This window comes from Arthrobacter sp. 147(2020) (assembly GCF_013116715.1).
Lineage (GTDB): Bacteria > Actinomycetota > Actinomycetes > Actinomycetales > Micrococcaceae > Arthrobacter_D.
Map to the genome: position 1 here is coordinate 61,279 of NZ_JABFOM010000017.1, position 12,391 is coordinate 73,669.

General features: G+C 63.0%; 9 protein-coding genes. 5 read left to right on the forward strand and 4 right to left on the reverse strand.

Annotated elements, in window-relative coordinates; translation table 11 throughout:
• Positions 1 to 6 precede the first annotated feature (6 nt).
• Positions 7 to 780: a fumarylacetoacetate hydrolase family protein gene (locus tag HMI58_RS11960; RefSeq protein WP_171620042.1), complete on the reverse strand. Its 774-nt coding sequence runs from the start codon at positions 778 to 780 to the stop codon at positions 7 to 9.
• A 574-nt stretch (positions 781 to 1,354) separates the two neighbouring features.
• Between HMI58_RS11960 and HMI58_RS11965 the strand changes: the two genes are divergently transcribed.
• On the forward strand, positions 1,355 to 2,401 hold the full coding sequence (locus HMI58_RS11965; RefSeq protein ID WP_171586085.1) for a hypothetical protein: 1,047 nt from the start codon (positions 1,355 to 1,357) through the stop codon (positions 2,399 to 2,401).
• A gap of 135 nt (positions 2,402 to 2,536) precedes the next feature.
• On the opposite strand, the gene HMI58_RS11970 is transcribed toward HMI58_RS11965, so the two are convergent.
• The gene (locus tag HMI58_RS11970) at positions 2,537 to 4,195 is read right to left on the reverse strand and encodes a glycosyl hydrolase family 18 (protein ID WP_318779205.1); all 1,659 of its coding nucleotides are present in this window, start codon (positions 4,193 to 4,195) and stop codon (positions 2,537 to 2,539) included.
• Between the two features lie 256 nt (positions 4,196 to 4,451).
• On the opposite strand from HMI58_RS11970, the gene HMI58_RS11975 reads away from it, so the two are divergent.
• The 3 genes from HMI58_RS11975 (at position 4,452) to HMI58_RS11985 (ending at position 8,736) form a co-directional block, all read left to right on the forward strand.
• Complete coding sequence (locus tag HMI58_RS11975) at positions 4,452 to 6,776, forward strand: glycosyltransferase family 2 protein (RefSeq protein ID WP_171620044.1); 2,325 nt, start codon at positions 4,452 to 4,454, stop codon at positions 6,774 to 6,776.
• A gap of 228 nt (positions 6,777 to 7,004) precedes the next feature.
• Positions 7,005 to 7,205: an STAS/SEC14 domain-containing protein gene (locus tag HMI58_RS11980; protein ID WP_171620046.1), complete on the forward strand. Its 201-nt coding sequence runs from the start codon at positions 7,005 to 7,007 to the stop codon at positions 7,203 to 7,205.
• Positions 7,198 to 8,736 (forward strand): EAL domain-containing protein, encoded by a 1,539-nt coding sequence (locus tag HMI58_RS11985; RefSeq protein WP_171620048.1) that lies wholly within the window; start codon positions 7,198 to 7,200, stop codon positions 8,734 to 8,736. Before HMI58_RS11980 ends, HMI58_RS11985 begins: the two co-directional genes overlap by 8 nt.
• A 98-nt stretch (positions 8,737 to 8,834) precedes the next feature.
• Here the strand turns inward: HMI58_RS11985 and HMI58_RS11990 are convergent, their stop codons facing one another.
• Together HMI58_RS11990 and HMI58_RS11995 are read right to left on the reverse strand one after the other, a co-directional pair.
• The gene (locus HMI58_RS11990; protein WP_171620050.1) at positions 8,835 to 9,941 is read right to left on the reverse strand and encodes a branched-chain amino acid aminotransferase; all 1,107 of its coding nucleotides are present in this window, start codon (positions 9,939 to 9,941) and stop codon (positions 8,835 to 8,837) included.
• Between the two features lie 11 nt (positions 9,942 to 9,952).
• Complete coding sequence (locus tag HMI58_RS11995; RefSeq protein WP_171586090.1) at positions 9,953 to 11,014, reverse strand: 3-isopropylmalate dehydrogenase; 1,062 nt, start codon at positions 11,012 to 11,014, stop codon at positions 9,953 to 9,955.
• Between the two features lie 146 nt (positions 11,015 to 11,160).
• Here HMI58_RS11995 and HMI58_RS12000 point away from each other — a divergent pair, with 146 nt between their 5' ends.
• A complete protein-coding gene (locus HMI58_RS12000; protein WP_171620052.1) occupies positions 11,161 to 12,360 on the forward strand; it encodes a histidine kinase in 1,200 nt (399 codons plus the stop codon).
• Positions 12,361 to 12,391: the final 31 nt, after the last annotated feature.

Below are 12,391 nucleotides of genomic sequence, written 5' to 3' on the forward strand. Positions count from 1 at the left end.
GCATGGCTAGCGGCGCGCAGGGTTGGACAGGCGCCCGATGCCTTCGATTTCCACTTCGTACCGTTGGCCTTCACTGATCAGGCCGACGCCGGCCGGCGTGCCGGTGAGGATGAGGTCTCCCGGAAGGAGCGTGAAAGCCTGCGACACGTAGGAAACGAGTTCCCGCACACCCCAGATCATCTGGCTGGTGGACCCGTCCTGCTTCAGTTCGCCATCCAGCCGACCCTTGACGCTGAGGTTCTCGGTGTCGAGCTCCGTTTCGATCCACGGACCCACGGGGCAGGAGGTATCAAACCCTTTGGCCCTGGCCCACTGGTTGTCGGTCTTCTGGGCGTCCCGGGCGGTGAGGTCATTGGCGCAGGTGTAGCCGAAGACAACTTCGTCCACGCGTTCCAGCGGAACGTCTTTGCAGATCCGGCCGATGACGACGGCGAGCTCGGACTCAAAGGAGATCTCGTCGGAAAACGCGGGAAGGACAATCGGGTCGCCGGGACCGATGACTGAAGTGTTGGGCTTGAAGAACATCAGGGGTGCGGGCGGCACCTCGTTGCCGAGTTCCTTGGCGTGCTCGGCATAGTTCCGGCCAATGCCGACAATCTTGCTCCTGGGAATGACCGGCGCGAGCAGTCGGACATCAGCAAGCTGATGGCGGACACCGGTCAATTGCACCCCTGAGTAGAACGGGTCGCCGGCCATGACGGCAATCTCTTCCTGGCCCTCCTCCCCCTCTACCACTCCGAATGCTGGGTCACTGTCAACGACAAATCGGGCTATACGCATGATCCTCAGGTTACCGTGACCCCGGACTTAGACGGCAATTTCGTGGGGTCAGGCAATTAGTCGGTCTATTTGATCCCGAACATGCAGATGGCCGTGAACCTGTCCCCAGCGGACAAGTTCACGACCATCAGCAAATGCAGCTCAGTCTGAACTGCAACTATGGGGTTGAGCCCCTAGTTAGGCCAGTCACCGATGTTAGGCCAATCGCCAATCTTATTGGGCCAATCACCAATCTTTGTGATCGATGAGCCCTTGAGACCAGTAGCGGCGTCCGCAGCTGTAGCCGTGGTAACGCCTCCGACAGCGAATACTGCCACGAGGAGCAGTGAAGCAGATAGTCTTTTCATAGCGAGAGTCCTTTGCTTATGCGATAAAGCACGGGGAACCGAACCCCGCACAGTTTCATTAGTATACGAACGATTTAGAGGAAACCAAGCGTTTTGTAGGATGAGCCTCCAAACTGAGTATGCGCCGCGTATCCCCTAAACTCTTGTTTTGGAGTCCCTATCCGTGGGGAAGCCCGAAATGCATTGCCCGAGGTCCACAAGAACACCGCACGAAGGGGCTACCACCCATGGCAACTAACCAGCCCGGCAACCAACTGCTGTATGAACTGCGGGCCAGAGAAGCGTGGAGCCAGCGCGATTACGAATCTGCTCGTGTGATTGCTGGTCAAGCAGTCGAACTTGCCCTTAGGGAAGACAATCAGGTGGCTTGGTGGAATATGGCCTTTTTTCAGGCGGAGTGCCTTCGAGAGGAAGGCTCCGTTGAAGAATCGGTTAAGGTTGCGGAACTCCTCCGCGCACACCCTCTTACAAGTCAGTCACCTGCTCTGAAGGCCCGGGTTCTTACCCTGCTTGGTATTGGGCTTCAAGGGATAGGTCAGCTTCCATCTGCCGTGGACGCCACACGAGATGCCGTCAATTTGGCCTCTAACGATGATGCTCCCAGCGAACTTCTTATCAACGCTCGCCGTGCACTGATCGCGACCCTGGCGGAGAGCGATCAGGTTGACGAAGCATGGGCAGAGTGCATGGCACTGGCCGCCCTCCTTACTCCCGATACGCCCCCACAGATTTCCGGTAAAGCGTACTGGGTGATCGGCAACGTAGCCTTCTTGAGGCAAGAGGTGACAGAAGGGGCGAAGTATCATCGTCTCGCTGCTTCTAAGCTATCCCCGAACAATGACCTCGACTTGTGGGCGAGGTTCAACCGAGCGTCAGCCGCGAAACGGTTGGCGGCGGGTGTGGTCGACGCCGAAACCCTAGAGTGCATCGAGAGGGCGGAGACTGCCAGCTCGATCGTCGGCGGCAACGAGCGCGACCAACTAGAGCTCTCCCTTACCCGCGCCCACTGGCTGGTCCTGACCGGCCAGCTCAACGCCGCTGTGAAACGACTCAAGCCAATCTGCTCTGAGGGGACAATCCTCGCCTCGCAGACTGCAGGAGAAGCCAACCTATTGCTAGGGCGAGCGCTCGTGGGTCGCGGAGACGTTATTGAGGCATTGAGCTTCCTCGACACTGCCCGGAGTCTGTTCATTCAGGCTGGAGCCCAAGACCGAGCCGAGCATGTTTCCGCGGTTATCGACTCGCTATTGCAGCCCGAGGAAAGTGCTTCCTAGCGTCTATCCGGAGAAATCCGTCGGACGACCGGTCGTCATCCTAAAGTCGCTACTGGTAAGCGCCCGTCCAGGCGCACTCCCTGACTCGGACCGCGCCAACTAAGAAGCGGCACCGAATCTAGGCGCTGCTCTGGACTAAGAGTCGTCGTCGGTGCTGGGGCTGGGGCTCGAAGTGCTGGAGCTACCGGCGCCGGTGCTGGTTGCCCGCGGGGTTGGCGTCGGCCCGCTGGCGTCGTCGTTCTCGAGTTCCTCCAGGAGTTTGACGACGTCGTCGTTGCTCAGCCGGTTCCACGGCGATCCGGCCGACCCCTGCAGGGCAGCCTCGGGGCTGTCCCCCTGGCTCCACCACTTGGCCACGAACACATGGTCATCGAGCCGGATCCGATCACCGCTCTCATAGACTTCCTCGGGATCCCACTCGTCGATGAGACCCGCGGGAATGGTGGGTGCGCTGACGGGTTTCTCGCCCGGCAGCACCGGTCCGATCAAAGTCCACGGCGTCTCGTCGGCCTGCAGTACCGGGTTGTCGGGAGTCGACTCCTCATTCCACCACTTGGCAACATAGACGTTGCCGTGCCAGACCACACGCTGCTCAGCAACGTAGGTAGCGTCCTCGGACCAGATGGGGTACGGGCTGGTTTCGGGATCGTCCTCGACCAGCTCGGGGGTGGGCTCCGGTGTCGCTGACGCGGTCGGGATGCTCTCGGAGCTTCCCTCAAACCCCTGTCCCAGAATCTGCGCGAAGCTCAGCCCGTCCTGGTCAATGCCGCTGCAGCCCACCGACACCACCGACACGTCGGCATAGTTGTCGCTGCAGGTGGCATCCCGGTTCAGTGACCACATGGACATCCGGCCGATCCCGCGCTCGACGGCGAAGGCATTAAGCCCCGCGGCGTCCTCGAGGGAGAAGACCTCGCTGACGACGTCGTTCTGCCCCACCATCGGGGTCAGCCCCAGTTTCGTCCAGAGCGCCTGCGGGCCGAGCGCCATGTTCGCCCGGCTGTAGAGAGTGGAGAGCTGCGAATGCGTGGCCTCTGCAGCCGCGATCGATGCGTCGAGCATGCTCATCGCCGGGGGCTTGCTGCCCCCGAAGTCCATGGTCATGATGTTGACGCCTGCGAGATCAACCCCACCCTCAAGCATTTGCGTGACGGCGGTGGTCCCCGGCTCGGTCAGACCGGAGGGGGCCACCGGAAGTGTGAGCCAGATGTTCAATGGTTCGTCAGCTGCCAGTCGCTCTTCCTGCAGCAGGGACAACGCCTCGGCCCTGCGCTCGCCAGCCTCGGTATCCAGGAGGTTCTCGCCCTCCACGTCCAGATCGACGGTGGTGAGGTTGTACCGGTCAACAACTGAAGCGTAGGCGTCCTTGAGATCGTCAACGTCGGTGCAGGAGGTGGCAAGCTCGTCATTGAGCAGGCCTCCGAAGGACACGGCCACCTCGCCGCCACCCTGAACCAGCCGCGCAATCCGCCGGTCCAGATCCATGGTGGACTCGGCCTCGTCGAAACTGTAGGCCGCACCCCACGACGGTTCGCACGGACTCTCGGGGTCGGCAACGATGAAGGACAGCATGACAGAGTTGCCCTCGTCGGTCCGTGGACGCTCGAACGCGTAGAACGGAGTAGCAGTGGCGTCGACGTATCCGGTGAACCAGGATCCGGTGCCTTCAGCGGCCCGGGCGTCCTCGAAACGGTTCCACCCGGTAAATGATGCACCCACTACTGCGGCAAGAACCCCCACCACAAGAACGAGCCGGACGATCGAGAGTTTTCGGCCCGGAAAATGTCTTGCCACTGTGCACTCCAAGAAATATTCGCCCCTGCTGAGCCAGGGTTACTTGAACACTAAACATTAATGTTATGCACTCACTATAGGTCTTGACTGCAAGTGTTATCGTTACAGCGTCATCGAACCGCTGTATTGGTCATGTGCCAGGTCTCAGTGTCAAACGTGAACGCAGATAAAACCCACCCCCGCGGTGGTACGGCACGTGCCGGCTGCGCAGGGATAGGTGGGAGTCAATCCTGCAATCGAGTCGCTGGGGAGCGAGATGAAGGATCACAAGGTGACTGCAGCGCCCGTCGTAAAGAGCAAGGATTTGCCTCCGGCGGCCCGTAAGCGGCAATGGGGCGCGGAGAAACGCTCCGAACCCCTGTCGATTGTCCACCCGACGCCGTCGCGCCGGAAGATTGCGCTGGGTCGGCTGGCTATCGTGGCGACCATGGTTGGCTGGGCGTCGTATGTCATCACCACGATCCTTCGGCAGCTCATCGAGAACCCCACCGCGGGTTTCCGGTTCCAGTTCGAGGCCGTCTCCTACCTCATCGTGGTCACGTTCCTCACCTTTTCGGCGCTGCTGTACCTGGTGGCGCGGCAGGGCGCCCTGTACCGCTTCAGGGACCACAAGCGGGTACCCCGCGGCGAGCTGGACCGGCACTTCGCGCAGTACGATGACGGGATTACCGTCCTGGTCCCCTCCTACGCCGAGGAGCCGCAGGTGGTTCGTGCCACCCTCTGGTCCGCAGCCCTCCAGGAGTTCCCGGACCTGAAAGTGGTCCTTCTGCTCGACGATCCTCCCGCCCCGTCCGACCCCGCCGTGGCCGAGCGGCTGCGGATCACCCGGGAACTCACTGAGAACATCGAAGCCCAGCTACTCGAACCCTCCACCCGGTTCAACGACTCCCTCACCGGCTTCCGCGAACGTCTCGCGGCACCCATCGAAGACGGCATTGACGAGCTTGAACTGCTCACCACCGAGTACGTCGCCGCCGCAACCTGGCTCGAGGACATGGCCGCCGCGGAGAGCATCGAGGACCACGTGGACGAGTTCTTCGTCGACCTGGTGCTGATGGGGCTGGCCCGCGAACTTCGGCTCACGTTGCTGGGCCTCACCGCAGCCCGTGCCCAGGGCCAGCAACCGGACGCTGACCGGCTGGACGAGCTGTACCTGCGGCTCTGCCGCATCTTCACTGTCCGGCTGGAAACGTTCGAGCGCAAGAAGTTCGCGTCCTTGTCGCACGAGGCAAACAAGGCGATGAACCTCAACTCCTACATTTCCCTGATGGGGAAGCGCTGGCACCAGGAGGAATCCCCCAACGGCACTATCCTGCGTCCCGCCGAGGGTCCGGCCCAGGTGGACCTCGATGTCCCGGACACCACCTACCTCCTCACCCTCGACGCCGATTCCCTCCTGCTCCGCGACTACTGCCTCCGTTTGGTCTACCTTCTGGAATCACCCGGCAACGAGCGGGTAGCGGTCACCCAGACCCCGTACTCCTCCTTCCGTGGGGCACCCACCCGCATTGAACGGGTGGCTGGCGCCACCACCGACATCCAGCACATCCTGCACCAGGGCATGTCCTACTACGGCGCCACGTTCTGGGTGGGAGCCAACGCAGTCATCCGCAAGGAAGCCCTCATGGACATCCTTGAGGTCGAGGATGTTGGCGGGTTCGAGATCCACACCTACATCCAGGACCGGACGGTCATTGAGGACACCGAGTCGAGCGTTGACCTCGGGGCCCACGGGTGGACGCTGGTCAACTATCCTGAGCGGCTCAGCTACAGCGCCACTCCCCCTGACTTTGGTTCGCTCGTGGTACAGCGCCGCCGGTGGGCCAACGGCGGGCTCCTGATTCTGCCGAAGCTGTGGAACCAGCTCTCCGAGCGGCGCTACCGCCGGGACCGGATCCTGATGCGGGAAGTGCTGCTCCGGGTCAACTACATGGCCTCCATCGCCTGGGCGAGCTTCGGACTGCTCTTCCTGCTGATGTACCCGTACGACAGCCGGCTCCTGAGCCCCCTGGTCTTTTTGACCGCGCTGCCCTACTTCCTGGCCATGGGAAGCGATCTGAGGGACTGCGGCCACCGGTTCAGCGACATCTTCAGGATCTACGGGTTCAACATCGTGTTGCTCCCCGTGAACCTGGCGGGTGTGCTGAAATCCATTCAGCAGGCGTTCACCGGCGAGAAGATTCCCTTCGTCCGTACTCCCAAGGTCAAGGACCGGACGGCGGCACCAGCCCTGTACGTCTTTATCCCCTACGCCATCGTGGCCTTCTCCGTCCTGACCCTGTGGCGCGATGTCGCCCAGGGCAACTGGGGCAACGCCGCGTTCGCGGGATTCAACGCAATACTGGCGGCGGGAGCCATCCGCGCCTACATTGGGGTGAACAATTCAATTGTGGACATGGTTCTTGGAGTCCTAAACTGGCTCTACGTATCCCCCCGCAAGAAGCCTGAAACAAAGTCGCGGGTAATTGAGAAAACCCCCGAAGAAGCCGACTGGTCATCGATCCTGTATCACGGTGACCGTCGGCTCAACCGTGATCTCCGGGGCTCCAACGACCGCCGTCGCCGGATCTCCTCGCGGTAGGGATTGGTTTGCCAACAACCGGACAGAGACGCAGTCGGAGTGAAAGGCAGCATGTCGGCTATAACTACACAAGATGATCGGGTGCGGGAGGGTCAGCCGGACCGGGTAATTAGGCTGGTCATGCCCCGGGGCGTGGAGATCACCGGTGAAATTGCTGAGGCACACGCTGCCAGGGCGAGGGCTCTGTCAGGAGACGATTTACGCCCGGTCCTGCTGGAAATCACGGGAGTGAGCGCGATCAGCCGCGAAGCGCGGGCTGTCTTCACCTCCTCACGCACCTCCTCTGCGATCGCCGTTCTGGGCGAAACCCCTGTTGACCGGGTGCTCGCGAACTTCCTGCTCGGTGGCGACCCGCCCCCGTGCCCCACCCGGTTCTTTAGCACCGAGTCCGAGGCCTTGGCCTGGTTAGGAAGCAGCCCGGATGCCTAAGAAAGACGCCGATCCGCGCCTGGCCATGCTGGTCGATGGGATCGTCAGGCTCTCCCGCGGCGACCTCAGCAGCCGGATGGAACCCTCTGAGGCACGCGACGACGTCGACGCCGTCATCACCGGCTTCAACCTCCTCGCCGAAGAGCTGGAACTGGTCTACCGCGACTTCGAAGAGCGGGTGGAGAACCGCACCGCAATGCTCCATCAGGCGCACCTCGACATGCGGAACATGGCCATGACCGATGCCCTGACCGGTCTGGACAACCGGATCGCCCTGCTGGGCAAACTTCAGGAACAGCTGGACGCGGACGGGGACACTCCCCCGCCCGCCATCATCCTGCTCGACCTCGACTCCTTCAAGGACGTCAACGACAGTTTCGGGCACGACGCTGGTGACCGCGTGCTCCAGGAGGTGGCCCGCCGCCTGGAAGGGGTGGTCCGCGAGACCGACACCGTGGCGCGACTTGGCGGCGACGAGTTCGCCATCCTGGTCCCTGAAGCCACACTGGAGATAGCCCTCGGGATCGCCAACCGGGCCCTCGCCGCCCTGGGGGACCGGATTTCGCTTGCCGAGCTCCACGTCTTCTCCCGTGCCAGCATCGGCGTGAGGCTTGCCGATCCGCGTCAGGAGGCTGAAAGCATCCTGCTCGACGCCGATACCGCCATGTACGCAGCCAAACGCGAAGGCCGCAGCACCATCAAGGTCTTCGAACCGGTCATGCTCTACCAGCGCCAGTTGCGCAGCCAGATCGCGTCCGAGCTCAGGGACGCCATCTCGACGGATCAGCTCTCCCTCAACTACCAGCCAGTGGTGGACCTGCGCGACGGGCGGGTACTCGGACTTGAGGTGCTGGTCCGGTGGAATCACCCCACCCGTGGTTTCATCATGCCCGACGAATTCATCCCGCTGGCCGAGGAGATCGGTGCAGTGGTCGAACTGGATCGGTGGGTGATGGCCGCCGCGATCCGCCAGTACTCACTGTGGCGGGCGGAACTGCAGCTCGACGACGACTTCCAGCTCCGGCTCAACCTGTCCGCCGTGGAACTGCAGCAGCTCGACCTGGTGGACTACGTCCGTGGGCTCCTGCGGCGGTTCGACATCCCTCCAGCTGCACTGGTGCTGGAGATCACCGAGACCGCTCTGGTGACCGGTGGCGAGGTGGAGACCTATTCGTTGCTGAGCCTGAAGCAACTCGGCGTGTGCATCGAGATCGACGATTTCGGCACCGGGTACTCCTCCATCAGCTACCTGCGCAAGCTGCCCGTCAGCATGGTCAAAGTGGACCGGTCCCTGCTCAATGAACTGTCCACCGGGTCCATCCAGTTCGGCTTCATTTCGGCAATCCTCCAACTGATCCGCGCAGCGGGGTTGGAAGCAGTCTTCGAAGGCATCGAAACGTACGAGCAGGTGCAGAAGCTGCAGGAGATGGGTTGCATCGGAGGCCAGGGCTACTACTTCAGCCGGCCCTTGCCGGTCGAGGAGACCACAGCGCTGCTGCGATCCTCGGCCACCCTGCCCCTGGCCTTCTAGCCTTTCACCTCTCTTGGCCCCTCAACTCATGGCCAATTAACGACCGGAACGCCCGCAGTCTTCTGCAGGCGTTCCGGTCGTTCAGAACTGATGCGTGATTAGACCAGCCGGGTCAGCCACCCGTGGGTGTCCTCCGAGGTGCCGGTCTGGATGCCGAGCAGCTGTTCGCGGATCGACATGGTAACTTCGCCAGCCTTCGAATCGGGGGCGCCGATCACCTCGGAGCCGTCCTTCAGCTGACCGATCGGGGTGATGACCGCAGCGGTACCGCAGGCGAACACCTCGGTGATGTCACCGGAGGCAACCCCGTCACGCCATTCATCGAGGGTGATCTTCCGCTCGGTGACCGTCAGGCCCCGGTCCTTGCCCAGCTGGATCACCGATGAACGGGTGACGCCCTCCAGGATGGTGCCGGACAGGGCGGGGGTCACCAGTGACCCGTCCTTGAAGACGAAGAAAACGTTCATTCCGCCGAGTTCCTCGACGGCGTTGTCATTGAACTGGTCCAGGAAGAGAACCTGCTTGCAACCCTGGGCCTCGGCCTCCAGCTGCGCGGCGAGGGATGCGGCGTAGTTGCCTCCGCACTTCGCGTTGCCGGTGCCGCCACGCCCGGCGCGGGCGTAGTTACGGGAAACCCAGATGTCCACGGGCGCCAGTTCCCCACCGAAGTAGTTACCTGCCGGCGAGGCGATAACCCTGAAGGACACTTCCCGTGCCGGCCGCACACCAAGGAACGCTTCGGTGGCAATCATGAATGGCCGCAGGTACAGGCTCTCGCCCTCGCGGGTGGGGATCCAGTTCTGATCCGCGGCCACCAGCTGGCGGAGGGACTCCAGGAAGATGCTCTCGGGAAGCTGCGGCAACGCAAGGCGTGCGGCTGAACGGTTAAGGCGGGCGGCATTCTGGTCGGCACGGAACGTCCACACCGACCCGTCCTCGTGGCGGTAGGCCTTCATCCCCTCGAAGATTTCCTGCCCGTAGTGCAGCACTGCTGCAGCCGGGTCGAGCGCAATGGGTCCGTAGGCTTCGAGGCGGGCGTTGCCCCACCCGCCGGCACCGGTGCTGTCAGCCTTGAAGTCGACCACGACTGTGTGATCGGTGAAGTGGTTTCCGAACCCTGGCTCGGCGAGAATCTCGGCGCGCTCCTGATCGGATTTGGGGTTGGCGGAGGGGCGCTGGCTAAATTCCAGGTCGGTGGCTGTCATGGTTAACCAGCTTAGGACACCAAAGCGGCGATCGCATCGCCGATTTGGGCTGTGGTGCGGGCCTCGCCGGTCCGGGAGGCGACGTCGTCGTCCACGGCACGCTCCACGCGGGCCGCCGCATCGTCGAACCCGAGGTGATGCAGCATCAAGGCAACCGAGAGAATTGCCGCCGTCGGGTCGGCCACCTGCTTCCCGGCGATGTCGGGGGCAGAGCCGTGGACGGGCTCGAACATACTGGGTGCGGTGCGGTCCATGTTGATGTTGCCCGACGCGGCGAGACCGATCCCGCCCGTGACTGCCGCGGCCAGATCAGTGATGATATCGCCGAACAGGTTGTCGGTAACGATGACGTCGAACCGGGCAGGGTCAGTGACCAGGAAGATCATCGCGGCGTCAACATGAAGGTAGTCGTGGGTGACGTCGGGGAACTCGGCGGCGACGGCCTCGACCGTTCGCTTCCAGAGGTGACCGGCGTACACCAGGACGTTGTGCTTGTGCACCAGCGTGAGGTGGCGGCGCGGCCGGTCGTTGGCCCGCCGGAACGCGTCTCGGACCACCCGTTCCACCCCGTGTGCCGTATTCAGGGATACCTCGGTGGCAATCTCATGGACGGTACCTGTGCGCAGTGAGCCTCCGTTGCCGACGTAGGGGCCCTCGGTGCCTTCGCGGACCACAATGAAGTCAATGGCGCCCGGCGCCGCCAGCGGACTCGCAATGCCGGGATAAAGGCGGGAGGGTCGCAGGTTCACAAAGTGGTCCAGTGCGAACCGGAGCTTCAGCAGCATTTCCCGCTCGATCAGCCCCGAGGGGATCCGGGTGTCTCCCGGTGCTGCGCCGACGGCGCCGAAGAGGATCGCGTCATGCTGCCGCAGCTTTTCGAGGGTCTCGTCCGGAAGGGTCTCTCCGGTGGCCAGCCAGTGCTCCGCCCCCAGCGGGTACTCGGTCAGCGTAAAGGAGGTATCGAGGGTGGCGGTGACGCTGTGGAGCACCTTGACCGCCTCGGCGATGACCTCCGGGCCGATTCCGTCGCCGGGGATGACTGCCAGCTGGACTGGTGAAGAGGATTCGCTCATAGGAACAGGCTATGGATTGGGACCACATGATGGACAACCTGTCTCACTTTTTGAGACGTCTCACCTGCGGGCCTAGCGGCGACCCACCCTGATCTCCACCCGCGGGCTGATGTGCGCGTCGCTTTCCGGCTCTAGAGTTGGGTTTCATGGACCTCCATCATCGCCTCGCACGGGTGCTGCGCGCCCACCCGGGACGCGTGGACTTCGTGATCATGGCGGTGCTGTTCTTATTGCTGGTGACCCCCACGCTGATTTCCGCTTTCCGCCCCATTGAGATGGTTGCGGCGGTCGGGCTAGTTCTCCCGCTTGCCTGGCGGCGATCACAGCCTGTTCTGGCCGCCGGCCTGATCGCTGCCGTCTCGGTGCTGCAAATCATCTTCTATGTGTGGCCACAACCAGGCCAGGTCGCCGTGCTGATCGCCCTGTATGCCCTGGCCGCGTATGCACCCCGCTGGGCAAGCCTTGGCGGGCTGGCGGTCGCTTCGGTGGGGTGTTTCGCGGGATTGGTGAGATACAGCGCCGAGTTCGGCATCAGCCCGTTCGAGATGCGGGACGCATCGCTCCCCCTCTTTGTGGTGATCGCGGTGCTGGTCCAGGCCTTGGTTCTGCTGTGCTGGGCGTTCGGCGACCTGGCCCGCAACCGGCGGCTCACCCTCCGGGCGCTCGAGGACCGTGCCCGACGCCTGGAGGTTGAACGCCAGCAGGAGCGGGATCTGGCCGCCGCCGACGAACGCAGCCACATTGCCCGGGAAATGCACGACATTGTGGCCCATTCGCTGTCGGTCATCATCACCCAGGCCGACGGCGCCAGGTACGCGAGCGCACAGAACGCAGCGGTGGCTCCCGCGACGCTGGCTACGATCGCTGAGACCGGCAGGGCGTCGCTGCGCGAAATGCGCCGTTTGCTGGGTGTCCTGCGCGGGGATGAGGAAGCCTCCACCCGTCCCCTCCCAGTACTCACCGACATCCCCACGCTGATTGAGACAGTGCAGCGTGCGGGTCTCACCACTAGCTACACGGTCAAGGGCACCAGCCGTCGGGAGCTTCCTGCCGGTGCCGAGCTCACCGCCTACCGGGTGGTGCAGGAATCCCTCACCAACGTACTCAAGCATGCGGGCCCGGACGCGCGCGCCGTCGTCGAGCAGGCATGGACACCCCGCGGGCTGAGCCTGACGATCGACGACGACGGCCGCGGCGCTGGCGCGGACCCGTTGTCCGTCGGTGCAGAACAGGGCATCAAGGGGATGCGCGAGAGAGTCAGACTTTACGATGGGAATCTGGCCGCCGGAGCGCAAACCGGCGGCGGGTACCGCATCGAAGCATTCATCCCCTACACGGAAGCCTGACAGTGCCCACCAACCCCGACCCCTCCAATCC

Coding starts and splice junctions, on each gene's coding strand:
- HMI58_RS11960 (WP_171620042.1), bottom strand. CDS start 780: ATGCGTATAGCCCGATTTGTCGTTGACAGTGACCCAGCATTCGGAGTG.
- HMI58_RS11965 (WP_171586085.1), top strand. CDS start 1,355: ATGGCAACTAACCAGCCCGGCAACCAACTGCTGTATGAACTGCGGGCC.
- HMI58_RS11975 (WP_171620044.1), top strand. CDS start 4,452: ATGAAGGATCACAAGGTGACTGCAGCGCCCGTCGTAAAGAGCAAGGAT.
- HMI58_RS11985 (WP_171620048.1), top strand. CDS start 7,198: ATGCCTAAGAAAGACGCCGATCCGCGCCTGGCCATGCTGGTCGATGGG.
- HMI58_RS11990 (WP_171620050.1), bottom strand. CDS start 9,941: ATGACAGCCACCGACCTGGAATTTAGCCAGCGCCCCTCCGCCAACCCC.
- HMI58_RS11995 (WP_171586090.1), bottom strand. CDS start 11,014: ATGAGCGAATCCTCTTCACCAGTCCAGCTGGCAGTCATCCCCGGCGAC.
- HMI58_RS12000 (WP_171620052.1), top strand. CDS start 11,161: ATGGACCTCCATCATCGCCTCGCACGGGTGCTGCGCGCCCACCCGGGA.